25 protein-coding genes, 1 tRNA gene and 1 riboswitch are annotated in these 26,985 nt (G+C 64.9%); of the genes, 13 read left to right on the top strand and 13 right to left on the bottom strand.

Annotated elements, in window-relative coordinates; all coding sequences use genetic code 11:
- Nucleotides 1-57: 57 nt before the first annotated feature.
- Nucleotides 58-882 carry an endonuclease domain-containing protein gene (locus QRN51_RS17725; RefSeq protein WP_284991152.1) on the top strand — a complete coding sequence of 275 codons (825 nt, stop codon included), beginning with the start codon at nt 58-60 and terminating at the stop codon, nt 880-882.
- A 150-nt stretch (nt 883-1,032) separates the two neighbouring features.
- Here QRN51_RS17725 and QRN51_RS17720 read toward each other — a convergent pair whose 3' ends face one another.
- The 4 genes from QRN51_RS17720 to QRN51_RS17705 all read right to left on the bottom strand — a co-directional run bounded on the left by QRN51_RS17720 (nt 1,033) and on the right by QRN51_RS17705 (nt 5,826).
- The gene (locus tag QRN51_RS17720; protein ID WP_059389848.1) at nt 1,033-2,556 is read right to left on the bottom strand and encodes a UDP-N-acetylglucosamine 1-carboxyvinyltransferase; all 1,524 of its coding nucleotides are present in this window, start codon (nt 2,554-2,556) and stop codon (nt 1,033-1,035) included.
- Nucleotides 2,557-2,765: 209 nt separating this feature from the next.
- Complete coding sequence (locus QRN51_RS17715) at nt 2,766-3,572, bottom strand: energy-coupling factor transporter transmembrane component T family protein (RefSeq protein WP_284991150.1); 807 nt, start codon at nt 3,570-3,572, stop codon at nt 2,766-2,768.
- Nucleotides 3,569-5,197 (bottom strand): ABC transporter ATP-binding protein, encoded by a 1,629-nt coding sequence (locus QRN51_RS17710; RefSeq protein ID WP_284991149.1) that lies wholly within the window; start codon nt 5,195-5,197, stop codon nt 3,569-3,571. Before QRN51_RS17710 ends, QRN51_RS17715 begins: the two co-directional genes overlap by 4 nt.
- A complete protein-coding gene (locus QRN51_RS17705; RefSeq protein WP_236813309.1) occupies nt 5,197-5,826 on the bottom strand; it encodes an ECF transporter S component in 630 nt (209 codons plus the stop codon). The genes QRN51_RS17710 and QRN51_RS17705 overlap by 1 nt, the downstream gene beginning before the upstream one ends.
- 74 nt (nt 5,827-5,900) lie before the next feature.
- A riboswitch (TPP riboswitch) is annotated at nt 5,901-6,037 on the bottom strand.
- A 216-nt stretch (nt 6,038-6,253) separates the two neighbouring features.
- On the opposite strand from QRN51_RS17705, the gene QRN51_RS17700 reads away from it, so the two are divergent.
- A complete protein-coding gene (locus tag QRN51_RS17700) occupies nt 6,254-6,982 on the top strand; it encodes an NUDIX hydrolase (RefSeq protein ID WP_284991148.1) in 729 nt (242 codons plus the stop codon).
- 51 nt (nt 6,983-7,033) lie between these two features.
- Nucleotides 7,034-7,294, top strand: coding sequence for a DUF4235 domain-containing protein (locus QRN51_RS17695; RefSeq protein ID WP_059389844.1), 261 nt, complete (start codon nt 7,034-7,036; stop codon nt 7,292-7,294).
- Here the strand turns inward: QRN51_RS17695 and mnhG are convergent.
- The 6 genes from mnhG to QRN51_RS17665 are packed head-to-tail and all read right to left on the bottom strand — an operon-like array spanning nt 7,291 to nt 13,740.
- Nucleotides 7,291-7,758 (bottom strand): monovalent cation/H(+) antiporter subunit G, encoded by a 468-nt coding sequence (gene mnhG, locus QRN51_RS17690; protein WP_284991147.1) that lies wholly within the window; start codon nt 7,756-7,758, stop codon nt 7,291-7,293. The two genes, QRN51_RS17695 and mnhG, sit on opposite strands and share 4 nt — an antisense overlap.
- The gene (locus tag QRN51_RS17685) at nt 7,748-8,026 is read right to left on the bottom strand and encodes an MrpF/PhaF family protein (protein WP_059389843.1); all 279 of its coding nucleotides are present in this window, start codon (nt 8,024-8,026) and stop codon (nt 7,748-7,750) included. Before QRN51_RS17685 ends, mnhG begins: the two co-directional genes overlap by 11 nt.
- On the bottom strand, nt 8,023-8,589 hold the full coding sequence (locus tag QRN51_RS17680) for a Na+/H+ antiporter subunit E (protein WP_059389842.1): 567 nt from the start codon (nt 8,587-8,589) through the stop codon (nt 8,023-8,025). The genes QRN51_RS17685 and QRN51_RS17680 overlap by 4 nt, the downstream gene beginning before the upstream one ends.
- Nucleotides 8,586-10,175 carry a Na+/H+ antiporter subunit D gene (locus QRN51_RS17675; RefSeq protein WP_284991146.1) on the bottom strand — a complete coding sequence of 530 codons (1,590 nt, stop codon included), beginning with the start codon at nt 10,173-10,175 and terminating at the stop codon, nt 8,586-8,588. Before QRN51_RS17675 ends, QRN51_RS17680 begins: the two co-directional genes overlap by 4 nt.
- Nucleotides 10,172-10,627 carry a Na(+)/H(+) antiporter subunit C gene (locus QRN51_RS17670; protein WP_059389840.1) on the bottom strand — a complete coding sequence of 152 codons (456 nt, stop codon included), beginning with the start codon at nt 10,625-10,627 and terminating at the stop codon, nt 10,172-10,174. Before QRN51_RS17670 ends, QRN51_RS17675 begins: the two co-directional genes overlap by 4 nt.
- On the bottom strand, nt 10,624-13,740 hold the full coding sequence (locus QRN51_RS17665) for a Na+/H+ antiporter subunit A (protein ID WP_284991145.1): 3,117 nt from the start codon (nt 13,738-13,740) through the stop codon (nt 10,624-10,626). The genes QRN51_RS17670 and QRN51_RS17665 overlap by 4 nt, the downstream gene beginning before the upstream one ends.
- 86 nt (nt 13,741-13,826) lie before the next feature.
- Here QRN51_RS17665 and QRN51_RS17660 point away from each other — a divergent pair, with 86 nt between their 5' ends.
- From QRN51_RS17660 to QRN51_RS17635, 6 genes are all read left to right on the top strand, one after another.
- The gene (locus tag QRN51_RS17660; RefSeq protein WP_284991144.1) at nt 13,827-15,230 is read left to right on the top strand and encodes an MFS transporter; all 1,404 of its coding nucleotides are present in this window, start codon (nt 13,827-13,829) and stop codon (nt 15,228-15,230) included.
- Between the two features lie 68 nt (nt 15,231-15,298).
- The gene (locus tag QRN51_RS17655; RefSeq protein ID WP_284991143.1) at nt 15,299-16,450 is read left to right on the top strand and encodes an ROK family transcriptional regulator; all 1,152 of its coding nucleotides are present in this window, start codon (nt 15,299-15,301) and stop codon (nt 16,448-16,450) included.
- A gap of 61 nt (nt 16,451-16,511) precedes the next feature.
- Entirely contained in the window at nt 16,512-18,035 is a 1,524-nt protein-coding gene (locus QRN51_RS17650; RefSeq protein ID WP_284991142.1) for a glycoside hydrolase family 3 protein, read from the top strand.
- A 35-nt stretch (nt 18,036-18,070) separates the two neighbouring features.
- Nucleotides 18,071-18,856, top strand: a complete 786-nt coding sequence (locus tag QRN51_RS17645) for a glucosamine-6-phosphate deaminase (RefSeq protein ID WP_284991141.1) — start codon at nt 18,071-18,073, stop codon at nt 18,854-18,856.
- 77 nt (nt 18,857-18,933) lie between these two features.
- Nucleotides 18,934-19,416: a cation:proton antiporter regulatory subunit gene (locus tag QRN51_RS17640; RefSeq protein WP_059389838.1), complete on the top strand. Its 483-nt coding sequence runs from the start codon at nt 18,934-18,936 to the stop codon at nt 19,414-19,416.
- Nucleotides 19,417-19,421: 5 nt separating this feature from the next.
- Complete coding sequence (locus QRN51_RS17635) at nt 19,422-20,627, top strand: cation:proton antiporter (RefSeq protein ID WP_284991140.1); 1,206 nt, start codon at nt 19,422-19,424, stop codon at nt 20,625-20,627.
- A 133-nt stretch (nt 20,628-20,760) separates the two neighbouring features.
- On the opposite strand, the gene dcd is transcribed toward QRN51_RS17635, so the two are convergent.
- A complete protein-coding gene (dcd, locus tag QRN51_RS17630; protein ID WP_059389836.1) occupies nt 20,761-21,336 on the bottom strand; it encodes a dCTP deaminase in 576 nt (191 codons plus the stop codon).
- 148 nt (nt 21,337-21,484) lie between these two features.
- Between dcd and QRN51_RS17625 the strand changes: the two genes are divergently transcribed.
- The gene (locus QRN51_RS17625; protein ID WP_284991139.1) at nt 21,485-23,251 is read left to right on the top strand and encodes a CAP domain-containing protein; all 1,767 of its coding nucleotides are present in this window, start codon (nt 21,485-21,487) and stop codon (nt 23,249-23,251) included.
- 7 nt (nt 23,252-23,258) lie between these two features.
- Here the strand turns inward: QRN51_RS17625 and QRN51_RS17620 are convergent, their stop codons facing one another.
- The gene (locus QRN51_RS17620; protein ID WP_284991138.1) at nt 23,259-23,705 is read right to left on the bottom strand and encodes an SRPBCC family protein; all 447 of its coding nucleotides are present in this window, start codon (nt 23,703-23,705) and stop codon (nt 23,259-23,261) included.
- 237 nt (nt 23,706-23,942) lie between these two features.
- Between QRN51_RS17620 and QRN51_RS17615 the strand changes: the two genes are divergently transcribed.
- From QRN51_RS17615 to QRN51_RS17605, 3 genes are all read left to right on the top strand, one after another.
- Nucleotides 23,943-24,016, top strand: a tRNA-Gly gene (locus QRN51_RS17615).
- Nucleotides 24,017-24,101: 85 nt separating this feature from the next.
- Nucleotides 24,102-24,236, top strand: coding sequence for a hypothetical protein (locus QRN51_RS17610; protein WP_264637052.1), 135 nt, complete (start codon nt 24,102-24,104; stop codon nt 24,234-24,236).
- A 17-nt stretch (nt 24,237-24,253) separates the two neighbouring features.
- Nucleotides 24,254-25,387, top strand: a complete 1,134-nt coding sequence (locus tag QRN51_RS17605) for a N(5)-(carboxyethyl)ornithine synthase (protein WP_370872243.1) — start codon at nt 24,254-24,256, stop codon at nt 25,385-25,387.
- 78 nt (nt 25,388-25,465) lie between these two features.
- Here QRN51_RS17605 and QRN51_RS17600 read toward each other — a convergent pair whose 3' ends face one another.
- Entirely contained in the window at nt 25,466-26,863 is a 1,398-nt protein-coding gene (locus QRN51_RS17600) for an MFS transporter (protein WP_059389832.1), read from the bottom strand.
- Nucleotides 26,864-26,985: the final 122 nt, after the last annotated feature.

Raw genomic sequence — 26,985 nt, 5'->3', positions numbered from 1 at the left:
TCCACATACGGCACATTCCCTGGGGCGTCAGCCGCAATTCCATGGATAGCTGGATCCATGGATGCTTTGGAATTCCTTGCCACGGTGGGTGGGGTCGCGCGCGTGGGCCTACTGCGCGCCAGCGGCTATACGCCCTCAGCCATCCGCAAGTTGGCTTCCGCCGGGGCACACCAACCGCGAAAAGGCGTGTGGGCCCTCCCGTCAGCGGATCAGGAATACCTCACGGCGATCCTCAATAACGGGCATGTCACCTGCGCGAGCGCAGCTTTACGCTACGGCCTGTGGATCAAGGACAAGCCCATGCGCGTGCACCTGGCTACGCGGCACTGCCGGGGCCGGGGCTTCGTCCGGCATGGCGGCCTACGCCTATCTCGGGAGAATGCCGTCCCCTTGGCATCCGTCGAGGACACTGTGATTCACGCATTGGTCTGCTTGCCAGAGGTCGATGCCATTTCGATTGCGCAGTCTGCCATGCAGCAGTTCGGCATCCCGCGGGCCCTGCTCGAAAGCGAGATCTCCGCCAACTACTACGGAAACGCCAGGAGGCTTCTCGCCAAGGCAGACGGCCTGTCCGAATCCGTACCGGAGATCAGCGCCCGTCTGCTGTTCGAATCAGAAGGCCTGACATTCCGTCGCCAAGTCAAAATCCGCGGCGTGGGACGTGTGGACTTTCTCATTGGACGGTGGCTCATCGTTGAAGTCAACGGCTACGCCTTCCACAGCTCGCGGGAGGCTTGGAGGAAAGATATGGAACGCCTGAACGCTGCGCAGGCACGTGGCTTTGACCTCCTGAGCTTCGCCCCCGAGCAGATTTGGAACAACCCGGAGCAGGTGATGGACGAAATCCGTGCCGTCCTCGCCCTGCACGACGAACAGAGGTGATCGCAACGACGGATTTTGCCGGATCATCGCCAGGGCGCAGAAGGCAAACCCATTGTTTTCGGGGGTGAGCGAACGCTGACTCCGGATGATCCAGCAGAATGTCCTGCTGGTCAGTCCGAATCGTGCAGATTCCGACGTTCTCCGTCCACGTCAGTCCTGGAAGTACTCGATCTTGGCGCCGATGGTGTTGAGTCGCTCGGCCAGGTCCTCGTATCCGCGCTCAATCACGTAGATGTTGCGCAACTCGGACGTGCCGCGGGCCGCCAGCATGGCCAGCAGCAGGCAAGCTGCGGGTCGCAGTGCCGGGGGGCATCCGACTTCCGCGCCACGCCACTTGGTGGGGCCATTGACGTAGATGCGGTGCGGATCGAGCAGTTGAACCTGGGCGCCGAGTTTGTTGAGTTCGGTCAGGTAGATGGCCCGGTTTTCGTAGACCCAGTCGTGGATCATGGTCTGGCCTTCGGCGTTGCCGGCGATGACCGCGAAGAACGGCAAGTTGTCGATGTTTAGACCCGGGAACGGCATCGGATGGATCTTGTCCTCCGGAGCGCGCAACCGTGATGGCTTGGTGGTGACATCCACCAAGCGCGTCCGTCCGTTGCGCGCAAAGTACTCGCCGGAGATGTCGAGCTGTTGGCCCATCTGCTCGAGCGTGGCAAGTTCGATCTCCATGAACTCGATGGGGACCCTGCAGATGGTGACTTCCGAGTTGGTCACGATGCCCGCGGTGATCAGGCTCATGGCCTCGATCGGGTCTTCGGACGGGAAGTACTCAATGTCGACGTCGATCGCCGGGCGCCCAGTGATCTTCAGGGTGGTTGTCCCGATGCCGTCGATGACCACGCCGAGCCCCTGCAGGTAGAAGCAAAGGTCCTGCACCATGTAATTGGGGCTGGCATTGCGGATCACTGTGGTACCGCTGCGGTGTGCGGCGGCCATGATGGCGTTCTCCGTTACGGTGTCACCGCGCTCCGTGAGCACGAAGGTGCGGTGCTCGCCGTCGGCCGGCGGCGCCTGCACGGAATAGAAGCCCGACTTGGCTTCCACGGAGAGTCCGAACTGCCGCAATGCCTGCATGTGCGGTTCCACGGTCCGGGTCCCGAGATCGCAACCGCCGGCGTAGGGCAGCTGGTACGAGGCAGCCTCATCGAGGAGCGGGCCGAGCAGCATGATGACGCTGCGGGTGCGGCGTGCGGCTTCCACGTCCATGGAAGCGAGGTCCAGCGTTTCCGGGCGGCGGATGCGCAGATCGTTGCCGTTCAGCCAGGTGCATTCGACGCCGATGGAGGTCAATACCTCGACAATCCGGTTGACTTCTTCGATCCGGGCGAGCCGTCGCAAGGTGGTGGTGCCGCGGTTGATGAGGCTCGCGCAAAGCAGTGCGACGCCGGCATTCTTACTGCTGTTGACGTCCACCGAGCCGGAGAGCGTACGTCCGCCCTCCACGCGCAGGTGGGTCATCTGCCGTTTGCCGACCTTGACGATGGTTCGTCCGAAGATCGACTCGAGGCGCTCGATCATGCGCAGGCTAAGGTTCTGCTTGCCTTGTTCCATGCGGGCAATGGCGCTTTGGCTGGTGCCCAGTTCCGAGGCGAGCTGTCCCTGTGTCCAGCCCTTTTCGCCGCGGGCGTCGCGAAGGAGGAGACCTACATGTTCGGCAGTCGGTTGCGTCATGATCAATAAATATCACAGATGGTCTAAGAATTGGAGATTCTGCGACGCAACCCGCTGATTCAGCCCGAGAATAGTCGTCTCGTGCGATAAGTAAGTCGCAACGGCCGCCGTCGCGTGCCCGGGGCTGCCGGATGGCGGCCCGCCCGCAAATACCCAAGTAGCTCGCAGTTGTTGTCGTTTTGAAGCGTCAAAACGACAACAACTGCGAGCTAGTTGGGCTGCTTCAGCCAGACGAAGTGCCAGGTCCCAGCCCATTGGGCCGCGAGTACGGCCGCGGCAGCGATGACCAGCCCGCCGCCCAGAACCCAGACGTCCAGGCGGCTGTAGGTGGATTCGCGCGCCCAGGTCCGCCGTCCGCCGCCGAAGCCGCGCGCCTCCATGGTCACCGCCAAGCGGGACGCCCGTCGAATCGCCTGGACCAACAAGCCGAAGCTTTGGCCAAGCATGGCCTTGAACCGTTGCGGCGGACTTCCGTGCGAGCCGACACCCCGCGCGCGCCGTGCCATGCCGATGGTCTGCCACTCCTCCGCCATGAGTCCCACGAGCCGCAGGGCCGCCAGGGTACCCAAGACAAAACGGTGCGGCAGTTTCGCCTTTTGCGCCAGGGCATCGGCGAGATCGGTGGGATCGGTGCAACTCATCAGGAGAATGGCAGGCAGCGCTATGGCAAGACCCCGCAGCATGAAGCCGAGTCCAAGCTGAAGCGAGCCTTCGCTAATGGACCAGATCCCGACGTCGAGCAGTATCCTTCCGCTGTCCGCCGACAGGATCGCGGTGCTCCAACCTCCGAGCGCGGCCGCGATAATCAAGGGCCAGCCGCGCTGCCAGAGCAAGCGCACGGTGAGCCCCGCGAGGGGGAACAACGCCAATTCGCCGAGGAGCGCGGTCGAGGCTGACACCAAGTCGATGGACAACGCCAACACCAGGGTGATCAGGAAGACCGACACGAACTTGGCCAGCGGATTGGCGCGTGTCAGGAGGGCGTTGTTGCCGCGCAGGGTCAGGGCGTCCCTCATGCCGCACCTGCTTCCTGCCGGGCGCCGCCTTGGAATGCAGGCTCGAGCCGCATCTCGGCGCCGCCCAGGACGGAGCTGAATTCCTGGTCGTGGGTCACGGAAACCACGGAGGTGCCGGCGTCGAGCAGTTCGGAAAGGAACGACGCAAGCTCAGCCCACGTGTTCGCGTCCTGGCCGAAAGTGGGTTCGTCCAGCACCAGGACGCGGGGGTGCGCGGCGAGCACCGTCGCCACGGATAGCCGCCGTTTTTCGCCCCCGGAGAGCGTGTACGGATTGGCGTCCACGAGATGCCCCAAGCGCAGCCGTTCCAGCAACTCGTCCACCCGTTCCTCGCCATGGCCAAGATGCTTGGGGCCGAACATGAGCTCATCGAGGACGCGGCCGGTGACGAACTGGTGCTCGGGCTCTTGGAACACAGTCCCGATGCGGGAGATCAGCTGCTGGGCCTTCCACTTGAACGGGTCGGGGCCCGCGCCGTCGCTGAGCCCGACGGCGGCAGTCACCGCCCCGGATATCGGCGCCAACAGCCCCGCGAGGGTCAAAGCGAAGGTCGATTTTCCGGCGCCATTGGGACCGGTGATGGTCAGTGCCCGCCCGGCAAACACTTCGGCGTCGAGTCCGGACTGCACAGGACGCGGGGCGATCGTTTTGAACCCCCGGCGCCGTGTCCGTTCGCGGGACACCGCAAGCTCCTGGGTGGCGAGCAGCAACTCGCCCCCATTCCGGGAGCTCCCCGCCCCGGAGTCGGCCGCCGGTCCGGCGCCTGTTCCCGAACGTGGGCGGGTGGCCGGCACGTAACCAGGCACCCAGACGCCCGCAGCAGTGAGCATGTCCCTTGCTTGCGCCAGAACCGTGTTCGGGTCACCGTCCAGAAGCACCGCCGGCGTCGAACCTCCCGAGGAGGAACTGCCCGGCTGAAGCACCACAATCCGGTCCACGAGGTCTTTCCAGACCGATACCCGGTGTTCCACCACCACCAAGGTGGCGCCGGTCTTGTCCAGGCAGCGGCCCACGGCATCGCGCACTTCCAAGACGCCGGCCGGGTCAAGGTTGGCGGTCGGCTCGTCCAGGAGGATCAGGCCGGGACGCATCGCCAGTATGCCGGCGAGCGCAAGGCGCTGTTTCTGCCCGCCCGAGAGGGCCGACGTCGGGTGGTCGAGCGAAAAGTTGCCGCTGGCACTGCCACCGGCCCTCCGCAGCAGCCCGACGTCGTCGAGCGCTTCATGGACCCGCTTCCAAATCTCGTCCCGCGGCACGCAAAGGTTCTCGGCGCCGAACGCGACGTCGTCGCCCAGGCGGGAAAGCACCACCTGGGTTTCGGGGTCCTGTTGCATGAGTCCGGCACGGCCCCGCTGGGCCTTCGGGGAAACGCCGTCAACCAGCAACGAGCCGGTCTCGTCGGCGTCGTCGCCTTCCTCGCCCAGCACGCCCGCCAGGGCATGGAGGAACGTCGACTTGCCTGCGCCCGAGGGGCCAAGCAGCAGGACGCGCTCGCCCGGACGGATGTCCAGGTCCAGGGCGTGGATGGCCTGCGTGGTGCGGCCGGCGTGCCGCCAGCCCCAGCCCTGCGCGGAAATGGCGGCGGGTCGCACCACGGCAGAGGTGCCGGAATCAGGACTGGGCATCAGGAAAAGACGGGCTCCGAGGCGGCCTTGCGTGACGCGAACGCGCTCAGGACACCGGTCCTGGCCAGGCCGCGGGTAGCGATCCAGGACAGGGCACCGGCAATGACGGCCCCGGAGATCGTGCAGAACACGATGTACGCGAGCTTGTCGACCGGCTCGTAGGCTATGTTCCAGCCCCACGGCAAGAAGGAGTCGTTCAGGCCGCAGAACAGGCCCGCACCGGCACCGGCCAGCAGGGACACCGGCAGGTTGAACTTCTTGTACATGAAGGCCAGGAAAATGAGTTCCGCCCCCAAGCCCTGGAGCAGGCCCGAGATCAGCACCGTGGTGCCGTACTGGGAACCCATGATGAGCTCGCTCGTGGCGGCCACTGTTTCGCAGAAAATTGCCGCACCGGGCTTGCGGACGATGAGCATGCCCAAGACTGCCGGAATCATCCAGCCGCCGGCGATCAGGCCACTCAGGGGCGGGTAGCCCGCGGACATAGGCGTGGCAACCAAAGCCATCTGGTCCCATGCCCAGAAGATCACGCCACCGGCGATCGAGATGAGTGCCGCCACGACGATGTCCACGACGCGCCAGTTGTAACCAGGCTTGGTGAGGCCCGGCCTTGCAGAAATACCAGTCATTTTGTCCTCCTGAGGAACAGGAGGGGAAAGTGTTCCCGGTTGCCTGCGAGCGGCTTCCGCCGCGCCGGTCCGGACACTATGAGAACTCGACTCCCTTGCGCCGGTACTAGCCGGATCAGGTTCGAGGGTCTGCGGCTGTCCGCACTCTCAGCGCCCGTCCTCCGTGCCGCATTGCTGCGTGCCCGACGGCGGCGCTCCCCTGTCGTTATCAATCCACCCTTTTGGGCGTGGTTCAGTTTACACCTTGGCGGGGTTGCGGGCGCTGTGTTGGCGTCCGCGGAACGGTCACAAACACGCGGGGACGAGGGATTCTGCTGGATCACTCGCCGGGTGAGCGCAGGCCGGCCCGGAATGGCGCGGGCGGCCGCAGAAACTGGGACAATGATCCAGCAGAATGTGACGCGGCAGAGCGGGCAAAGGAGCGGTCTTGGCAGGCAATGGCGAAGCGAACAGCACCACGGTGGCGGAACCGAGGCTCGCCGCAAGCGTGATCCTGGTCCGGGATGCCGCGGTTCCCGGGGGCTCTGAAGGTGCGGCGCAGGCTTTGGAGGTGTTCGTCCAGCACCGGGTTTCCACGATGGATTTCGCCGCGGGCATGGTGGTCTTCCCCGGGGGCCGGGTGGACCAGGTGGACAGCTCCGGCTGGGACTTCGCGGACGACGTCGTCGAGCAGCACGCCGCTGCATGGCACCGGAGCAGCATCGCCGTCGAGCCTGCCTCCGCCAGGTTCAACGCCGGCCGGGTGCTGGCGGCCGCGCAGCGTGAGGTGTTCGAAGAGGCCGGGCTGAAGCTTGACGCCGCCACCCTCCGCCCGTGGGCCAACTGGGTCACTCCGCAGGACCAGCCCAAGCGCTTCGACACGTACTTCTACCTTGCCTGCCCGGTTTCCGGTGCCGAGCCAAGGCACCAGACCACGGAAGCGTCGTCGTCCTTGTGGATGCCCGTCCGCGGAATCCTGGACGCCGAAGTCGCCGGAACACTCAAGCTCATGCCGCCCACGCTGGCGCTGCTGGATGAGCTCCTCGCCCTCGGCACAGTGGAAGCGATACTGGGCGAGGACCGTGACATCGTGCCTGTCCGTCCAAAGCCCGGGGCCTTGGAGGAGTTCTTCCGGCAGAGGCGCCAAGCTCCATCCGTTGCTCCGGAACTGCCCTGAAGTGGGGTTAGGCTGGGGACGGTCCTGTTTCCACCCGCAAGGAGTCCCGGAATGAACCTCCTCATCAAACTGCTCGGCACCGGCGTGAGCATCGGCGCTGGCTTTGTCGGCACCAAGCTCGTCAATGCGCTGTGGGAAAAGTCCACCGGCAAGAAACCTCCCAAGGGTCACGATGATATGGAGGCAAGCCTGCGCTCTGCACTGACCTTCGCCCTGATTTCGGCGACTGTCAGCGCCGTCATCCAGGTTTTCGCAAGCCGCAGTACCCAGCGCGCCATCTCGCGTTTCTCGAAGACACAGGACATCGTCTAGGCTGACGGCCCGCCGTTGGCGCCGTGAGGGCCTGGGCTCCCACCGTTCCCGCTGTGGGGAGTTGTCGGGTCGGCTTGGGCTTTCTCCGCTGCCCGTTGACCGGCGGCCCGCAGCACCACGGCCTCGAGTTCGTCGATGCTCAGCAACTCGGGGTGCAGGTGCTTGGTCCGGTAGCCTGCGCGGCCCACCATGTGTGCGGACACCGGCACCGTCAGCAATTGGAAGATCCAAGCGACGGCCAGGATCGGCCACACCCACCATTCGCGCATCTGCAGCCCGATGGCCGCCAAGACGAGGAACAGCCCGAGCACTTGCGGCTTGGTAGCTGCGTGCATGCGGCTCATCAGGTCCGGGAAGCGCAACAGGCCGATCGCCGCGCCCAATGACATCACCGCACCGACGATCAGCAGCACCGCGGTGACGGCATCGATGACGGCATCCGCTCCGGTGGCGTCAGGAGTCATTGACCTGTCCTCTCCGGTCGGCCACGAAGCGCGCCACCGTCACCGATCCGATGAAACCGATCAGCGTCAGCGCGACGAGCAGCACGAGGTTGTTGAGGTGCCTGTTGACGGCCATGTCGATGGCCAGCGCAGCACCCAGTATGGCGAGCAGCACGTCCGAGGCGAGCACCCGGTCCAGCAGGGACGGCCCGACGGCGATCCTGTAGATCGCGCCGGCGGCGGCGAGGCTAAGGATCACCGCCGTGACGATCAGCACGATGTCTTTCACGAGCGAGCTCCCCTCGTTGCAGGCCAGCCTTCGGCCTGGAGTGCGTCCATTTCCGCCTGGGTACCCATGATCCGGATCAGCGAGGCCTCCGTGTCTTGGACTTCCTTGCGCAGCTTGGCGGTGTCCACATCGTTGCGGACATTGAGCCCATGGATATAGAGCGTGGACGTCGAGCGGTCCACCTCCACCACCAAGGAACCCGGAATCAGCGAAATCACGTGCCCTGTTGCGGTCACCATGAGGTCGGAATGGCTACGGAGGGGAACAGCGACGACGGCGTTGGTTACCAAGGGCCCGCGGAAGACCGCGAGGTACATGACCTGGAAGCTCGCGGCCACCACTTTGCCAAGGAACACGACGGCGAAAGGAATGGCGCGCAGCACGTTGAATCGTCCGCTGAGCTCCACTGGAGGCAAGTAGAAGACCCTGGCTACCACCACGGCGATCAGCGCACCGAATACCAGGTTGCCGGGGCTGAAGTCCCGCCAGAGCGCACCCCACACGACCACCAGCCAGACCAGCAGGGGCAACTCGGTGCGGAACGAAATCCGCTTGCGGCTCACTTGCCAACCCCCTGCAGTGGGGTCGACGCACCCGGCGCAGCGATGCCCGGGACTTTGGCATTCCCGCCGAGCACGGAATGGATATACGCCGTACGGTCCAGCATCTGTTCCGCGGAGTTTCCGGCCAATTGGAACAGCGGACCTGCGAAGACTGTCAGCGCCACGCCAAAGACCACCAGCGCGGCGGTTGGCCCCACCATGGTCCTCGGAAGCAGGCCGACGGCGGCAGTGTCCTTGAGGACGGCGGCCGGGTAGTCAGCGTCCTCGGGCTTCCGCCAGAATGCGCGGTTCCAGACGCGGGCAATGGCCAGCAAGGTCAAGAGGCTCGTGACCACCCCGCCCACCACCAAGGTAATGGCCAGTGGTGTCCCGAGGGCGATGCCTGCCTGCAGGAGTCCGAGCTTCCCCAGGAACCCGGAGAAGGGCGGAATTCCCGCGAGGTTCATGGCCGGAATGAAGAACAAGAGCGCGAGGAGTGGAGACAGCTTTGCGAGCCCACCCAGCCTGTCCACCGACGAGCTCCCACCGCGGCGCTCGATCAAGCCGGTCACCAGGAACAGGCTCGTTTGGACAGTGATGTGGTGGGCCACATAGAAGACGGCGGCAGCAAGCCCGGCTACGGAAGACATGGCAAGCCCGAACACCATGTAGCCGATGTGGCTGACCAAGGTGAAGGAGAGTAATCGTTTGATGTCGCTCTGGGCTATGGCACCAAGAATGCCCACGAGCATGGTGAGGAGCGCAACCACCATCAACGGGGTGTTCAAGGTATCGCCCGGGAAGAGCAGGGTCTCCGTGCGGACCATGGCGTAGACGCCCACCTTGGTGAGCAAACCGGCGAACACGGCAGTGACCGGTGCCGGTGCGGTCGGGTACGAGTCAGGCAGCCAGAAGGACAGCGGGAACACGGCGGCCTTGATGCCGAAGGCCACGAGCAGCATGACGTGGAGCAGGTTCCTGGTGCCCGGATCCAATTCGGCCAGCTTGATAGCCAGATCCGCCATGGTGATGGTTCCGGTTGCTCCGTAGATCATCGCAATGGCGATCAGGAACAACACCGAAGACACGACGGAAACCACCACGTAGGTGACCCCGGCGCGGATGCGCGGACCGGTACCGCCCAGTGTCATGAGCACGTAGCTCGCCGTCAGCAGGATCTCGAAGCCGACGTACAGGTTGAAGAGATCACCGGTGAGGAAGGCGTTCGAGACACCGGCCACCAGGATCAGGTAGGTCGGGTGGAAGATCGACACCGGTGCCTCACGGTCGCCGTCGGCCATGCCCTGGCCGGTGGCATAGATCAGTACCGCGAGGCTGATGACGGAGGAGACCACCAACATGAGCGAGGAGAACTGGTCCACCACCATCACCACGCCAAACGGCGGCTGCCAGCCGCCCAGGGTGACGGATGCAGTGCCTGTGGTCCATACCGAGGCAAGGAGCCAGCATTCCAGGAGCAACGTGAGGGACAACAAAGCGATGCTGACCGCGCGTTGGGCCAGCGGGTTCCTGTTCAGGGCGAACGTCAGTGCGGCACCGAGGATGGGAAGCACGACGGCGAGCGGCGCCAGGCTGGCGATGTTCACAGGGGGCCTCCTTCCTTGGCTGCTTCGGTGACTGCCGTAACCGGGAATTCGGATGTTTCCTCGGGAACCACCGAGTCGTCTTCGGCGTCAAAGCTGGGTGTCTTCGCGACGCGCCTGTCTTCGGCGTCGTCCTGGATGTCGTCCTGCCGTGCCAATGCCCAGGTCCGGTAGATGATGCCGAGCATGAATGCCGTCACCGCGAAGGAAATCACGATCGACGTCAGGATCAACGCTTGCGGCAAAGGATCGTTGTAGTCGCGCGGATCCGTCGATTTGTTGAACAGCGGGGCAAGTCCGGCATATCCACCCGTCGCCAGGATCAGCAGGTTGGTGGCGTTTGCCAGGAGCATGAGCCCCAGGAGAACGCGGGTCAAGCTGCGTTCCAGGATCAAATAGATCCCACAGGCGTAGAGCACTCCCATGACGATCAACAAGGTCAAGTTGACGCTCATGGGGTCCCCTTCCCGAGCGAGGTTGTTGCCGACTGCGCCGTGGTTGCGGCCGTTGGTGCGGAGGTGGGAACTTCCAATCGGGCATCCCCTGAATCCCGGACGTCTCCGCTGGCGGTCTCTTCGAAGTGTTCGTCGATCTCGGCTCCCAGGCTCCGCAGCACGTCCAGGGCCAGGCCTACGACCACGAGGTACACGCCGATGTCGAAGATCGTGGAGGTCACGAACTTGATGTCCCCGAACAACGGTAGCCAGAACTCGATGATGGCGCTTTGGAACACCTGGCCGCCCAGAAGCAACGGTACGAAGCCCGCTGCGGCCGCCGTCGCAAGGCCGGTTCCCAGCAGCATGCCGGCGCTGATCGGTGCGGCTTCCCGCAACTCGAACCGTCCGCCGGCCAAGTAACGGATGGTCAGGGCAAGCCCGGCCGTGAGTCCGCCGGCGAAGCCGCCACCCGGAAGATTGTGTCCCGCCAACAGCAGGTACACGGAGAAAACGATCATCGAGTGGAAAATCAGCCGCGTGACCACTTCGAAGATGATGGAACGCCGTTCCGGTGCAAGGGTTCGGCCGGCCACGAGCCAGGGGTCCGTCAGGGAGCCCGCGAACTTGCGGACGAGTGCCAGCGAGGCGTCGTCGCGCGAACTGCCCCCGGCGGCGGCGCGCCTTCCCACCGTGCCCTCGGGAATGGTGGCGGCCTTGTTGAGGCGCTCGCCCCTGCTGCGGACAAAAATCAAGCTCGCGACGCCGGTGGCAGCGACCGCCAGCACCGAGATCTCGCCGAAGGTGTCCCACGCCCGGATGTCCACCAGCGTCACGTTGACCACGTTGAGTCCGCCGCCGCCTTCATAGGCCAGCCGGGGGAACGAAAGCGATACAGGCTCGGCGATGCGGGCGCCCATCGCGTAGATCGCCACGAAGATCATGGTGACCGCGAACGCCACGCCAATGATGACGCGAACCACCCGGTACTTGCCGCCGGTGCGGTCACGGAGCTCCGGAGGGAGGCTGCGCATCGCCAACACGAAGGCCACCAGGATGATGGTCTCCACCAGCATTTGCGTCAATGCGAGGTCCGGGGCTCCCTGCAACGCGAACATGAGTGCGATGCCGTAGCCGGTGACCGACACCATCAGCACGGCGAGGAAGCGCTTGTTGGCTCGGACCGCCGCGAGAGCGCCAACAACGATTCCTGCCGCGGCGATGAGCTGGAGCGGGGAATTCGGGTCGATCACATAGAGCCCGCCCGGGAGCGGCTTGTTGGCCACGATGAGTGCCGTCAAGGGGACAGCGAAAGCCACCGTGAGGATGACCGCAAGGTAGAAGTACAGGGAACCGCGCTGCGTGCGCCCCGTGACCCACACGGCGACGTCGTCCAAGGCGCCGATGGTGCGCTGGTACGCGCGGTCGCCGTCCACCCAGTCCGGGATACGGCCCTGCGCCCGCGACACGAAGTTCCGGCCGTAGAACATCGCGACGCCGGCCGCGAACGTCACGGCGGTCAGTCCCAAGGCGGGCGTCAGCCCGTGCCACAGCGCGAGGTGGCTGGCGCTGGCTGCGTTTGTTCCGACTGCGTTGGTTCCGGCAGCGTTTGTTCCGGCGTCGGGCACCACAAAAAGCGCCGCATACGGCTGGATCCAGCCGTCAACGGGATCCGGCCACAGGCCGTACACGATGGTGAGGAAGCTCAAGATGGCCGGGGCCGCCAGGAACGATGGCTGGATGGCTTTGAACGGAGTCCGCTCCACGCCCGGCTTGGTGGCGAACGCACCCCACATGAAGCGGGCGCTGTACGCGAATGTGAGGATGGATCCCAGCACCAAGCCGACTAGCAGGACCAGTCCCCACGGTTGGGAAGCAGGGGCAGCGCCGGAGTGATCTGTGCCGTAGTGGACGAACGCTTCGAACACGGATTCCTTGGCCACGAAACCCGCCAGCGGAGGTATGCCGGCCATGGACGCGGCAGCGATGCCCGCCACGATGGCGAGCGCCCTTGAGGACTTGTATACGCCCGAGAGCTTGCGGATATCGCGCGTGCCGGATTGGTGGTCGATGATGCCCACCACCAGGAACAACGCGGCCTTGAAGAGTCCGTGCGCCAGCAACAGCGCGAGGCCGGCCAGTGCGGCGTCGGGCCGGCCGAGACCCACCACCATGGTGAGGAAGCCGAGCTGGCTGACGGTTCCATAGGCAAGGATGAGTTTGACGTCGGTCTGCCGGAGCGCCCGGTAGCCGCCTACCAGCATCGTCGCCAGGCCGAGCCCAAGCACCAGCGGCAACCAGTAGGGGCTTTCGCTGAACCCCGGCGCCAGGCGGGCGACGATGTAGATGCCGGCCTTCACCATGGCCGCTGCGTGCAAGTAAGCGCTCACCGGGGTGGGCGCGGCCATGGCGCCGGGGAGCCAGAAGTGGAAGGGGACCAGCGCCGATTTGGTAATCGCACCTACCAGGATGAGTACGACGGCGGCAGCAACCGCACCTTGCGCAGGTCCCGTGACGAGGGTGGCCGCTTGGGTCATGATGGCCGAAATCCGGTATGTTCCGGAGGCCTGGCCCAGAATGATGAGGCCCACGAGCATGGCCAGGCCGCCGGCGGTGGTGACCATGAGCGCCTGCAAAGCCGAGCGCCGCGCGGACAGGCGGGTCCGCGCATAGCCGATCAGCAGGTAGGACAGGACGGTGGTGAGTTCCCAGAAGATGAACATCATCAGGAGGTCGTCCGCCGTCACCAGGCCGAACATCGCGCCGGCGAAGGCAAGCAACTGGGCCCCGAATCCGCCGAGGTCGGCATCCTTGTTCTTGAAGTACCGGGCGCAATAGACCAGGACCAGCGCGCCGACCCCCAGGACCAGCAAGGACATCACCCACGCCAGGACGTCCATGCGGAAGGCGAATTCAAGCTTGAGGTTCGGAATCCACGGGAGGGTCTCTTCGATAAAGCCGCCCGTGGAGGCCCCGCCTTTTCCGGGATAGATCCGGTCGTACTGCAGGAGCAGCCAGATAAAGGCGAGGGTGGGAACGGCAGCAAGGACGTAGAAGGCATTCCGCTGAAGTTTCCGGAAGATCCAGGGCGCCACAGTTGCCGCTGCAAAGGTCACGGCAAGAACTGTGATCACTGGAATCTCCGCAAAGTCAGGAATAAGTTGTCAAAAGTTGGAGCAGGCGGTCAAGCGTTGGGTTCGGTGCAGGTAGTTTATCAACCATGAACATGGCAACTGCGCCTGAGGCCCCGCACCCGGCATCCGAGCTTGCTTCGGGGCCAGCCCTGTCGAACAAGGGCCAAATCCTTGCGTGGGCATCCTGGGACTGGGGTTCCGCGGCATTCAATGCCGTCATGACCACCTTCGTGTTCACCGTCTACCTGACGTCCAAGGCATTTGGCGGGGAAGACTCGGCGTCGGCGACGTTGGGTGCCGCGCTGGCGATTGCCGGCGTCGCGATTGCGCTCCTGGCACCGGTCACCGGGCAGCGCTCCGACTCCGGTGGCCGCAGGAAACTGTGGCTGGGGGTCAACACCGCCCTCGTGGCTGTCCTCACGGGCTCGTGCTTCTTCGTTTTCCCCAAGCCCGAGTTCCTGCTGCTGGGCGTCACCTTGGTTGCGCTCGGAAATGTGTTTTTCGAGTTCGCCGGTGTCAATTACAACGCCATGCTGGCCCAGATCTCCACCCCTGCCAATATCGGCAAAGTGAGCGGCTTCGGTTGGGGAATGGGGTATCTGGGCGGGATTATCGCGCTGCTCGCGGTGCTGCAGCTTTTCGTCCAGCCGTCTTTTGAATGGTTCGGGGCCTCCACCCAGGACAGCCTGAATATCAGGCTCGTGGCTGTCTTTTCCGCGCTCTGGTTCTTCATCTTCGCGCTACCGGTCCTCTTCGCCGTGCCGGAGCTCTCCGTCAAGAAAGCGGAATCCCGGCTCGGGTTCCTGGCCTCTTATGGTTTGCTCGTCCGCCGGATCAAGGCCATCTATCGAACCAGCCCGCACACCATCTACTTCCTGCTCGCGAGCGCCATCTTCCGCGACGGCCTGGCGGCGGTCTTCACCTTCGGAGGGGTCATTGCTGCCGGGACTTTTGAATTCGAGCTCAAACAAGTCATCTTCTTCGCGATTTTCGGCAATGTGGTGGCCGCCGTTGGCGCCATGATCGGCGGATTCCTGGACGACAGGATCGGGCCCAAGTCCGTCATTGTCATTTCCCTCATGGGACTCCTGGTCGCCGGCACCGTCATCCTGGTGCTTGGCAACGGCGACTACGTATTCTTCGGGACCCATTGGGCAGGCAGCACGACTTTCTGGGTGTTCGGACTGTTCCTGTGCCTCTTCGTGGGACCGGCGCAAGCTTCCTCCCGCGCCTACCTCGCGAGGCTGGCGCCCGACGGCGAATCCGGCGAGCTGTTCGGGCTCTACGCCACCACCGGCCGGGCCGTGAGCTTCCTGGCGCCGGCACTTTTCACCCTGTGCATCACCTTGGCCACGCCCCTGGTTGCCCCGGGCGCGGCCCAACGCTGGGGGATCCTGGGCATCATGGTGGTGCTCCTGGCCGGCTTGCTGGTGATCCTGCCCGTCAAGGCACCCGACAAGACGGAAATCGCCACAGTGCCGCTGAGCTGACAGATGGGGCTCACACAATCTGCCACAAACCCTTGATCTTTGATTGTTAGTAGAGTTTACTAACTCACATGGAAGCCCTTCGTGACCGCCAGCGCACCGATCGAGCAAGCGCAGCGACCCTGCCTTCGGACGGGCGCGCCCACAATCTCTCCTTGGTGCGCCAAACGCTCCACTCTGCAGGGGCGATGAGCCGTGCGGAACTTTCCCGGGTCCTGGGCCTGACCCGTGTCACGGTATCGGACCTCGTCTCGGACCTCCTCGAACGCGGCCACGTCGTGGAACTGGGACAGTCCGATGAAGTCCGCCCCGGCAAGCCGGCCATCCTGGTAGACATCAACCGCCGGGGCCTCCAAGTGATCGGCATGGACTTGGCGGAAAATTCCGTGCTGCGTGCCGCCGTCCTGGACCTTGACGGCAACATCCTCGAAAGGGTCGAGCGGTCCATCTCCGAGGAGACCGGCCCGGACGTCGTCAACGAGGTCCTCGAACTCGCTTCGGAAGCCGTCGGCCGGGCCACCGCCACGCTGCTCGGGATCGGCGTCGGGACCCCCGGCATCGTCAATGCGGGCGGCGAGGTCACCACGGCCCCCAACTTCGGATGGAAGGACGTCGCCCTGCGCGATCTCCTCCAGGAGCGGACCGGCCTTCCGACCCTCGTTTCCAACGATGCCGACGCCGCAGTCCATGCGGACCACACTTTCGGCGGCGGCAGCGACGACGAAATCCTCGTGAAGATCGGCCGCGGTGTCGGTTCAGGACTCATCGTGGGCGGCAGGCGTGCCCGGGGCGCCCACTCCGCGGCTGGCGAAATCGGTCACGTCACAGTCGGCACCGACGGCGGGACCGTGTGCAAGTGCGGTAAGACAGGCTGCCTCGAAACCTGGATGTCAGTCCCCAGCCTCGAACGTGCCCTGGCCGAAGCGGCGGCGAGCTCCCAACCGGAGGCCGCGGCCGCCGTCGTACTCCGGGAAGCGGGCGAGCGGCTCGCCATCGCCCTCGCGCCCGTGGTTGGCGCCCTCGATTTGGGCGAAGTGGTCCTCAGCGGACCCCGGGAGCTTTTGGAAGGCCCCCTTCTCAACGCCGTCCAGCAGACCCTGCTTGAGCGGCTCTTGCACCAGGACCCTTCACCGGTGTCCGTCCGTCTCGCGGCAGACGCACAGGACATCGTCCTGCGCGGAGCCGCCGTGATGGTCCTGTGGAACCAGCTTGGTGTGGCCTGAGTGCCGCCCCGCCGTTTCCAACCCTGACTACAGACCAAGCGTCCCTTCGAAGGAGCCGGACATGGACACGATTCAGTCCCCCGCTACCCACTCTCTTGCCACCGGGCCCGCCCGCGCCCACCTCCGCCGTCTCGCGGCAGGCACCCTCATGCCCGGATTTACCGGCATCGCCGTCCCCGTCTGGATCCTTGAAGCGTACGACGCCGGGTTGGCGGCTGTGTGCCTCTACGGCACCAACGTGGCGTCCCCCGTCCAGTTGCGCGAGCTCTGCGCCGGGCTCCGCGCGCATTCCCCGAACACGCTCATCGCCGTCGATGAAGAGGGCGGCGATGTCACGAGGCTGCACTACCTCACGGGATCGACGCAGCCCGGGAACGCGGTGCTGGGGCGTCTGGACGACGTCGAACTGACCGCCGCCAGCGCCAGCGCCATCGGCCGCGAGCTCGCAGGCCTGGGCATCAACTTGAACCTGGCCCCGGATGCCGACGTCAATTCCGCTCCGGACAATCCCGTGATCGGAGTGCGTAGCTTCGGGGCCGAACCGGGCCTGGTGGCACGGCATACCGCCGCCTGGATCCGTGGACTCGAAGACGCCGGTGTTGCGTCCTGTGCCAAGCACTTCCCGGGCCACGGCGACACCACCGCCGACTCCCACCTGGCGCTCCCTAGGGTCACGGCCGACGCCGCCACCCTGGACGCACGCGAACTGGTCCCGTTCCGCGCGCTCGTCGCGGCTCGCGGGGCCACCGTCATGACGAGCCATATCCTGGTCGAAGCCCTGGACCCGGACCACCCCGCCACGTTCTCCCCGCGCATCCTGCAGGACCTGCTGCGCCGTGACATGGGGTTCGAGGGCGTCATCATCACGGACGCCCTGGACATGGCCGGCGCGTCCGCCCAGACCGGCATTCCGGAAGCAGCCGTCCGCGCACTGATCGCCGGAGCGGACCTGCTGTGCCTTGGTTCGGAAACCGGACCGGCCCTCTTCGAACAGACGATCACCGCGATCGCCGATGCCGTTGGCGACGGGCGGCTGCCCATGGAACGCCTGGCAGACGCTGTTGCCCGCACGCAAGCACTGTCCTCGCGGTTCCCCGCCGCGGGTGCCGCGGAAATCCAGGAAGCCGCCATCAGGGGCCAGCTCGGCCTGCCCGGCCAGCCGCAGCATGCCGGGGTGCCTGCCGCGCCGAAGGCGCTCGACGGGGAGCGCATCGCCGAGGCCTTCGAGGTGTCCGAAGCCGCCGAAAGGTGGCTGGCGCGGGAGGAACCCGTAGCGATCGTGCAGGTCGAAACCGGGTCCAATTTCGCGGTCGGCCGCGTGCCGTGGGGCCCTGCCGCCACAACTTCGGCAGTGGTCCGCGAAGGCGAGGTGCCCGACGGCGCGCGGGTCGCCGTCGTCGGGCGCGGCTTGGATGCCGAACACCCGCTGTGGACCGTCTTCGCCCGCTTGAGGGCCGAGGGGCACGCGGTGATCGCCGTCGAGTGCGGCTGGCCGCGCGGCGGGGCGGACATCGTCACCTATGGTGCGTCGCTCACGGTGTCCCAGGCCCTGACGGCGCTGCTGAACGGCACTGCCAAAGCCTGACCGCACCACGCCCAATCCATCGACAGAAAGTTGCCATGGAAGTCATTGTCACGCCCACTCCGGAATCGGCTGCTTCGGCCGCCGCCCAAGCCGTCCTCTCAGGACTCCCTGCGGGCGCGGGACCAGTACTGGGACTGGCCACCGGTTCGTCTCCGCTGGGACTGTATGCGGAGCTCGCAGCCGCGGCCGCTGCGGGACGCGTGGATTTCTCGGCCGCCAAGGGATTCGCCTTGGACGAATATGTGGGCCTTCCGGCTGGACATGTCCAGTCCTACCGCGAGGTCCTGATCCGCGAGGTCTGCGAAGTCATCGGGCTTCCCATGGCCGGGCTGAATGTCCCCGACGGTAGCGGCGCCACCCAGGCCGAGCTCGAAGCGGGAGCGGCTGCCTACGACGCCGCCATAGCTGCCGCCGGCGGGGTCGACGTGCAGATCCTCGGCATCGGCGCCAACGGCCATGTGGGCTTCAATGAGCCCGGATCCTCGCTGTCCTCGCGGACCCGTTTGAAGCGGCTCACGGCCCGCACGAGGCTGGACAACGCCCGTTTCTTCGAGCACGACGGCGACGTCCCGACCCACTGCATCACCCAAGGATTGGGGACCGTGCTGGAGGCGCGCCGGCTGGTGCTCATCGCCACCGGCGCCGCGAAGGCCGCCGCGGTCGCTGCCGCCGTCGAGGGCCCGCTGACGGCGTCGTGCCCGGGTTCGATCCTGCAATGGCATGCCGACGCCGTGGTGGTTCTCGACGAGGCGGCAGCGTCCGGATTGGCTAACCGCGAGTACTACGACGACGCCGCGCGCGGCCTGGCTTTGGCCCCCTAGAAAGGCGCGGGCCGCTTTGCGCGACGGCCCCGAGTGGCATCATTCCGCCGCCCCTTCAAGAGGGCTAGGGTGGACGTATGAACGTGGATGAGACAGAACTTCCAGGCCTCGGGGTCCGCAAGGATTTCATCACGGCCTCGGGACGCCGGATCGGTGTTGTCGAGATGCGGGAGGGTGAGACCGAGCTTTTCGTCTCCACGTGGGACGATCCCGATACCTGCCAGGCATCCATCCCGTTGACCGCAGACGAAGCCGCCGCCCTGGGCAACCTCCTGGGCGGTCAGCACATCGCCATGCGTTTGGCCGAAGCCCACAAGGAAATCCCCGGCATTGTCACGCGGCAGTTCTCCATCACCGCTGACTCCCCTTTCAACAACCAGCCCATGGGCAAAGCCCAGATCCGCACCCGCAGTGGTGTCTCGATCGTGGCGATCATGCGCGAAGGCGAAGTGGTTCCCTCACCGGCTCCCGACGTCGTCCTTCACACGGGTGATCTGCTGGTGGCTGTCGGTACGCAGGAAGGTCTTGACTCTGCGGCTGCCATTCTGCGCAACGGCTGACGTTCATGGACCCCCTGGCCCTGACCCTCATTGAGCTGGGCGCAGTCGTTTTCTGTCTCGGCCTCTTGGCTCGCTTGGCCGGCAGGATCGGCATGTCGCCCATTCCGCTCTATCTGGTGGGGGGACTGGCGTTCGGGGCGGGTGGACTGATCAAACTGGATGGCATGCACGAGTTCGCCCATCTTTCCGGCGAAATCGGTGTCATCCTGCTCCTGTTGATGCTCGGCTTGGAATATACGGCGGCGGAACTCGTCACGGGGCTGAGGCGCTCGTGGCAAGCCGGTGTGCTGGACCTGGTGTTGAACTTCCTTCCGGGTGCCGGCATCGCCGTGTGGCTCGGTTGGGGGCTTGTCGGGGCGATCGTCATGGGCGGTGTCACCTATATTTCTTCCTCCGGCATCGCCGCGAAGGTGATCACGGACCTCGGCCGGATCGGTAACCGTGAGACGCCGGTGGTGCTGGCCATCTTGGTTTTCGAAGACCTCACCATGGCCATCTACCTTCCGATCCTGACGGCGATCCTCGCAGGCGTGGGCTTCCTGGGCGGGCTCCAGACGGTGGGTATTGCGCTGGCCGTGGTCACCTTGGTGCTGGTGGTGGCCCTCAAACACGGCCACCGGGTATCCCAGGCCGTGCACAGCGAAAACTCCGAAGTCTTCCTGCTCAATCTCCTCGGAGCCGCGCTCTTGGTGGCCGGCATCGCGTCCGCCCTCCAGGTCTCCGCGGCCGTGGGGGCGTTCATGCTGGGCATTGCGATTTCGGGGGCAACGGCCCACAACGCGACGCGGATCCTTGAACCGCTCCGGGATCTCTTCGCGGCCATCTTCTTCGTAGCCTTCGGCCTCAACACGGACCCGTCCAGCATCCCGCCGGTCCTGGGCTGGGCCCTGCTCCTGGCACTCGCGACAGCCGTGACCAAGGTACTGACCGGATTCTGGGCGGCAAAGCGGGCAGGGATCGCCGTTCCCGGCCGTTTCCGCGCCGGGGCCGCCCTGATTGCCCGCGGTGAATTCTCCATTGTCATTGCGGGCCTGGCCGTGGCGTCGGGAGTCGTACCGCGCGAGCTTGCCGCCCTCGCTACCGCGTATGTGCTGCTCATGGCCATCATCGGACCGCTCGCAGCCCGCTTCGTGGAGCCCACGGTCAAGGCCTTCCGCAAGTCCCCGCGCAAACCGAAGGCCTCCGAGCCTATTGCGTCCTTCGAAGCGTGAGCATCGGCCGTTCCCCGACGCTCGCTCACTTTTGGGGCGTTTCCTTTGGACGCTCGCTCACATGATGAGCGAGCGTCTCCGCTATTGCCCACATATCTGAGCGAGCGTCTTGGAAAACCCAAGCAGACAGGGGCTAGACCGTCGTCCGGTGGAAGTTCAAGTGGCTGCGGCTCGCGGTGGGGCCGCGCTGGCCTTGGTAACGGTTGCCGTATCCGCCGGAACCATAGGGATGCTCAGCCGCCGAGGAGAGCCGGAAGAAGCACAACTGGCCGATCTTCATGCCGGGCCACAGCTTGATGGGCAACGTGGCAACGTTGGACAGCTCCAAGGTCACATGGCCTGAGAACCCGGGGTCGATGAAGCCGGCCGTGGAGTGCGTCAGGAGGCCGAGGCGCCCCAGCGAAGACTTTCCTTCAAGGCGTGCGGCGACGTCGTCCGGCAGGCTCACGGTCTCGTACGTTGAACCGAGCACGAACTCGCCCGGGTGCAGGATGAAGGGTTCGTCGCCCTCCACCTCAACCAGGCGGGTCAGCTCAGGCTGCTCCTCGGAGGGGTCGATGTGCGCGTATTTGTGGTTGTCGAACAGCCGGAAGAAGCGGTCAATCCTCACATCCACCGAGGACGGCTGAACCATCGCGGGGTCGTAGGGCTCCAGGACGATACGTCGGGAGTCGATTTCGGCACGTATGTCGCGGTCAGAGATCAGCACAGGATCAAAAGTACCGTATCCACCCCGTACCCCGTGGTGCCGGAGTGGCGCATGGGACTATAGTGCACCACATAGACTGCCGTTACCGCTGTTGTGTTTGGGAACGGTGGCACGATGCGAATCTGGGGAAACATTGAGACGAATTGCGGTGCCCGTTGCCGTAGTGGTGGCCTGCCTTCTCACGGTGATGGCCCCTGCCTCCGGACCGCTAACCGTCCCGGCCCTGCCCTCCGGAACTGCCGCCCCCTCCACCTCAAGCACCACCGCAAGCGCTGAAAGTACGACGACGGCGTCCGCACCGCCGTCGGGATCCGGCCTTCCACAGGCCGCACCTGCGCCGGGGTCACCAACTGCCACCCCCGCAGCACCAGCAGCGGCCGCCCCCGCCCAAGCGGCACCCGCTGCTGCGGGCACCGCGTCAACGGTCCAAGCGGCGGCCTCGCCCGCGCAGGCAAGCCCCCCCGTCGCCCCAGGCAACGGCACGTCACCCCAGGCAGCGGCCGGCCCGCCCCCGGTGCCCTCCATCCCGCCGGCTTCGGGCCCGGACCCGCTCCCCGGCGCCGCAGGGGACGTCCCGCCGCCGGATCCGGCTCCAGCCCCGACCAAATCCTCCCCCGCGGCCGTCCCGCTCGTCTCAGCGCAAGCATTGGTCAATGACGACAATTCCGCCCAGGTTCTGGCCGTGTTCAACGCCATCAATGCCTACAGGACGTCGCTTGGCTTGAACCCGGTGAAGTACAACCCCACGGTGTCCACTCTTTCGCAGGACTGGTCCAACAACATCGCCAGCCGCCAAGTGATTGAACACCGCCCCAACTTCTGGACCGATCCCAGGGCCTTGAACCCCAACAACGGCGCAGGTGAAGTCATCGCTGTCCGCTGGGATCGGGATGCCGCCCAGCTTGTCGAATGGTGGAAAAGCTCGCCCGCCCACGACGCACTGCTGCGTGATCCACGTTTCAACGTGATTGGCGTCGGCATCACTTTCACCGACGGCAACTACCAAACCACCCCCAATAGCTACACGATGTGGGGCGTGGTCAATCTCTTCGGCTACACGACGCTGCCCGCCGGCACAGTCAACAGCCCGGGCGCGGGCACGGCCCCTCCCCAACTTCCGCCACCGACGGTCTGCGACCCCATCGTGAAGCACGAGCCGCCCACGCTGGACCTCAGTGCGGCAGCCATCCGCAGCGCAGGTGACCTCGTCGCCGTCGACCCTTCGGGAAACCTGAGGGACTACCCTGCACTTGGCAACGGCACGTTCGGTCCCGCCCGGACAGTCGGGACCGGTTTCGCCGGGGCGAAAGAAGTGATGACCACTGATTGGGACCGCGACGGCGTGATCGATGTCCTCGTCCAGATGCTGGACGGCAGGCTCCTGCTCTACCCCGGAGTGGCGAGCGGAGGGTTCAAAGCCCCAGTGGTGTTGGGCCTATCGGGTTGGCAGTCGATGACCATGGCCGTGGGCATCTGGTGCGGCAACAACCGGCTCCCGCAGATCCTCGCCATTGATTCCAGCGGCGCGCTTTACCTGTACCGGAACGTGGGGCTAACCGCCATGGTGGGGCGGACTCAAGTGGGCACGGGCGTCACTGCCATCCGGCTCAGCATGGTGGACTACGACGCCGACGGCTTCCAGGACCTGCTGGCCGTGGAAGCAAACGGGAACCTGCGCCTCTACCGCGGCTCCGGGCTCACCACGCCGAAGTCGGAGGCAAGGCTGGTAGTGGGAACCGGATGGACGGACTACTCCGGATTGCGCTCGCTCAACGGTGTCACGGGCCTCAACACGACTGGAATCGCGGGCCTCCTGAGCAACGGAACGATCGAATATTGGGACCTGACCGGCGGACGCCTCACGACGCCGAGCACTCCGGTCACCGGCTTGGGCGGACTCAAGCTGGCGCAGTAACTGGGCCCTAAGCCTCGGAGGTCTGCTCCTCGATGACCGACTTGAGCTGCTCCAGCTGGACTACTTCCTCTTCCATGGTCTTCTGGATCATGCTATTCATGAGTTTCTGCAAGCCCTTGGGGTGGTACTCCAGCGCGAACCGCAGGCGGGTATTGGGCCCCTCGGTGCTGAGGTAGTAGCCGCCGGTGGGCCGCGCAGGACCGGCAACGACGGCGAAGCGCACTTCGGCGCCCGGCCTGGCTTCAGTGATTTGGAAGTCAGCCGCGATCGGCCGCCCGCCCGGCCCCGCCAAAGTCTGCTGGTAAACGGCGCCTTTTTCGCCGGCATGTCCGGAACGGAGGGAAATGCTGCGGATTCCACTGCGCCACAGGGGATTGTTGAGCCCGTCCACCAGGAATTGGTAAACGGTCATGGCGTCGCGACCAATGAGTACTTCATGCTCTGCAAATGCCACGGAATCCTCTTTCGGCGTACGGCTCTTGGACATAGCCGGGTTCCCCATGACACAGCAGCTAACTGCTACAGAATAGTCAGGCGTGGCGCAGCGCAACACACCCACGTCGAGCCTTAACCGAATCTTTACGAGCCCGGCAGGGAATTTGATGAGACCGTGATACCGGTGAGTCTGTGTCCGGATCAGCGCGCCATCTGCGCTAAGCTGGGATCTGCTCCGGCTGGTTTGCGGAGCAATGCGGGCGTAGCTCAATGGTAGAGCGCTAGCTTCCCAAGCTCGATACGCGGGTTCGATTCCCGTCGCCCGCTCCATTTCTGCCCTGATACAAGGTGCCCAAGCCCTTGGGTGTATCGTCAGGAGCTAGGAGCCATTTCGGCTCTGCTCTAGGGAGCGATCATGGCTGACAAATCACCTCGCCAAGCTGCATCGAAAAAATCCGGCAAATCCATCAAAGAAAAGCGCGCGGATAAGAGGGCTTCAGAGTCCTCCGCGACCACGGTGGCCAAGCCGGCAACCGGCAACAAAAAGTGAGCGGCCATATAGGTGCCATGACCCTCGGCATCCTGTCGACATCGCGGAAGCCGGACGAGCGCCGGCTGCCCGTCCATCCCCTGCATCTGGAGCGCATTGCTCCGGAACTCCGGCAACACATCCGGCTGGAGCGCGGCTACGGCGAGCGCTTCGGCTTTTCGGACAGCCAACTTGAGCCGCTGGTCGGTGGCATGGCAAGCCGTGAAGAACTGATCTCGAATTCGGATGTCATCCTCCTGCCCAAACCGCAGCCGGAAGACCTGGCCGACCTCCGCGACGGGCAAGTCCTCTGGGGTTGGCCGCACTGCGTCCAGGACAGGGCCATCACCCAACTCGCCATCGACAAGAAGCTGACCTTGATCGCCTTCGAGGCGATGAACCATTGGGCCAGCGACGGCGGCTTCGGGCTTCACGTGTTCCATAAGAACAACGAACTTGCAGGCTACTGCTCCGTCATCCATGCCCTTGCCCTGACGGGCTCGACGGGTGACTACGGGAGGCGGCTGAGCGCCGTCGTGATTGGTTTCGGAGCTACGGCGCGTGGCGCGGTCACAGCCCTGAACGCGCACGGCATCCACGATGTCCAGGTGCTGACCAACCGCGGAGTTGCGGCGGTCGGTTCGCCCATCCACTCGGTGCGCATAGTGCAGTTCGACCACGACCAGAACGCCCCTTTCCTGAGCGAGGTCATTACCGATCGCGGACGCAAGCCGCTGGCTCCGTTCCTTGCCGCCGCCGACATAGTGGTCAACTGCACGCTGCAGGATCCGAACTCGCCGCTGACGTACCTGCGGACCGAGGACCTGGATGCGTTCCAGCCGGGCAGCTTGATTGTTGACGTCTCCTGCGACGAAGGCATGGGCTTCAGTTGGGCGCGGACCACGACGTTCGCCGAGCCCATGTTCACGGTGGGCGACCACATCAACTACTACGCCGTGGACCACAGCCCGTCCTACCTGTGGAACTCGTCCAGCTGGGAAATCAGCGAGGCGCTCCTGCCGTTCCTCGAGACTGTCATTTCGGGCCCCGAGGCCTGGGACGCCAGCGAAACAATCTCGCGTGCCATCGAGATCCGCGACGGCATCATCCGGAACCCGGACGTGCTCCAGTTCCAAGAGCGCTCAGCCGACTACCCGCACCTCGCGGCGTAGTCGCCTCGTAACCTCATAATGCGGCTGAGCCGGGCGCCTTGTGGGTGCCCGGCTCAGCCGCGTTTTGGCGACACTCCGCTACGCCGACTGCGGGACGATCCGCACCATCCGGCGTCGGTCCCGGACATTCACTTTGAGCCGCAACTCAGACTTCCGGGCCAGCACGACGGCGACCGTCGCCGCTGCAAGCGCCGGCACCCCGCCTGACACCAAGAGTGCAGCGTGCGGATTCAAGTGCTCGGCAAGCCAGCCCATCATGGGTCCACCAATGGCTTGGCCACCAATGAGCACCATGATGTAAAGGCTCATGACGCGGCCGCGGATGCTCATGTTGGCGCTGACCTGGACCAGCTGGTTGGCGGCGGTCAGGAACATGAGGCACCAGAATCCGGAGAGGACCATGGCAGCGGAGAGCCACACCATCGATGGCGCCAACGCGGCCAGGCACAGCATCAAGCCATACATCCCGGCGCACAGCACCACCGAGCGCAGGCGCAACTGGCGGCGGCGGGCCGACGTGATTGCTCCGGCGAGCGCGCCAAGGGCCACCATGGCGTTGAGCAAACCGTAGCCGCCGGCACCGGCATGGTAGATGTGGTCCGCGAAGGCAGCGAGGAGCACGGGCAGGCTCATCGCGAAGACCGCTACAAAGCCGGCCATGAGCCACGGCCAGTAGATCGTGGGCTTGCTGAGTGCGTATCGCAGTCCCTCCTGCAGCATCCCCTTGCGTTTTGGCACGGGCGTGCTGACATAAAGCTCATTCTTGCGCAGCATCAAGAGCATGGTGACCGTGGAGCAGCAAGCCACCGCGTTCGCCGCGAAGGCCCAGCCCGCTCCGACCGCGGTCAGCAGCACGCCGGCCAGGGCGGGACCAATGAGGCCGCCCAACTGGAATGTGGTGGAGTTGACGCTAATCGCATTGCGCAGGTATTTCGGCCCCACGAGTTCGTTGACAAAGACCTGCCGTGCGGGCTGGTCGAGGACCGTCACGAGGCCCAGGACAAAAGCGATCACGTAAACGTGCCACACCTCGATGTGGTGGCTCAACGCCAACACGGCAAGGATGGCAGCCAGGGAGGCCGCGACGCTTTGACACAGGATGAGGATGCGTCGCTTGGCGAAGCGGTCCGCCATCATGCCGCCCCAGGGGCCCAGGAAAAGCGACGGCGTGAACTGCAATGCCACCGTTATTCCGACGGCGGTGACGGATCCGGAGAGCTGTAGTACCAACCAGTCCTGGGCGATTCTCTGCATCCAGAGTGCGATGACAGCTACGAAGTGGCCTACGGCGAAGATCCGGAAGTTGGGTACTTTGAGGGAAATGAAGGTGTGCCGCCAAGGCAGCCGTTCGTTGACGACGGCAATCGGCTGGGTGACCGTGTCAGGGTCGGCAGCGTGCGGAATTCGGCTGCTTGCGGCGAGTGAATCGATGGCAGGTTGGCTGACGTTTGCCGCTGAGGGCGGTGGGGGTGCCAAAAGTAGTCCTTGGATAGGCGTTTCGCTGGGATGCCTTTAACGCTAGGGTTGGCCGCGGTGATTATGGAAGTGAATTGGCCGTATAACTAGCATTGCGAAGTGCAATACACCGGCGTGAGCGG

Origin of the sequence: Arthrobacter sp. efr-133-TYG-120 (genome assembly GCF_030209785.1) — a bacterium.
Taxonomy (GTDB): Bacteria; Actinomycetota; Actinomycetes; order Actinomycetales; family Micrococcaceae; genus Arthrobacter.
The sequence above is the reverse complement of the archived record's forward strand: the minus strand, read 5'-3'. Positions and strand labels throughout refer to the sequence as shown.

What these genes read in the sequence shown, in the direction of transcription:
- QRN51_RS17725 (WP_284991152.1), top strand. Translation starts at nt 58, where the DNA reads ATGGATGCTTTGGAATTCCTTGCCACGGTGGGTGGGGTCGCGCGCGTG.
- QRN51_RS17720 (WP_059389848.1), bottom strand. Translation starts at nt 2,556, where the DNA reads ATGACGCAACCGACTGCCGAACATGTAGGTCTCCTCCTTCGCGACGCC.
- QRN51_RS17715 (WP_284991150.1), bottom strand. Translation starts at nt 3,572, where the DNA reads ATGAGGGACGCCCTGACCCTGCGCGGCAACAACGCCCTCCTGACACGC.
- QRN51_RS17710 (WP_284991149.1), bottom strand. Translation starts at nt 5,197, where the DNA reads ATGCCCAGTCCTGATTCCGGCACCTCTGCCGTGGTGCGACCCGCCGCC.
- QRN51_RS17705 (WP_236813309.1), bottom strand. Translation starts at nt 5,826, where the DNA reads ATGACTGGTATTTCTGCAAGGCCGGGCCTCACCAAGCCTGGTTACAAC.
- QRN51_RS17695 (WP_059389844.1), top strand. Translation starts at nt 7,034, where the DNA reads ATGAACCTCCTCATCAAACTGCTCGGCACCGGCGTGAGCATCGGCGCT.
- mnhG (WP_284991147.1), bottom strand. Translation starts at nt 7,758, where the DNA reads ATGACTCCTGACGCCACCGGAGCGGATGCCGTCATCGATGCCGTCACC.
- QRN51_RS17670 (WP_059389840.1), bottom strand. Translation starts at nt 10,627, where the DNA reads ATGAGCGTCAACTTGACCTTGTTGATCGTCATGGGAGTGCTCTACGCC.
- QRN51_RS17660 (WP_284991144.1), top strand. Translation starts at nt 13,827, where the DNA reads ATGAACATGGCAACTGCGCCTGAGGCCCCGCACCCGGCATCCGAGCTT.
- QRN51_RS17655 (WP_284991143.1), top strand. Translation starts at nt 15,299, where the DNA reads ATGGAAGCCCTTCGTGACCGCCAGCGCACCGATCGAGCAAGCGCAGCG.
- QRN51_RS17650 (WP_284991142.1), top strand. Translation starts at nt 16,512, where the DNA reads ATGGACACGATTCAGTCCCCCGCTACCCACTCTCTTGCCACCGGGCCC.
- QRN51_RS17645 (WP_284991141.1), top strand. Translation starts at nt 18,071, where the DNA reads ATGGAAGTCATTGTCACGCCCACTCCGGAATCGGCTGCTTCGGCCGCC.
- QRN51_RS17640 (WP_059389838.1), top strand. Translation starts at nt 18,934, where the DNA reads ATGAACGTGGATGAGACAGAACTTCCAGGCCTCGGGGTCCGCAAGGAT.
- QRN51_RS17635 (WP_284991140.1), top strand. Translation starts at nt 19,422, where the DNA reads ATGGACCCCCTGGCCCTGACCCTCATTGAGCTGGGCGCAGTCGTTTTC.
- QRN51_RS17610 (WP_264637052.1), top strand. Translation starts at nt 24,102, where the DNA reads ATGGCTGACAAATCACCTCGCCAAGCTGCATCGAAAAAATCCGGCAAA.
- QRN51_RS17605 (WP_370872243.1), top strand. Translation starts at nt 24,254, where the DNA reads ATGACCCTCGGCATCCTGTCGACATCGCGGAAGCCGGACGAGCGCCGG.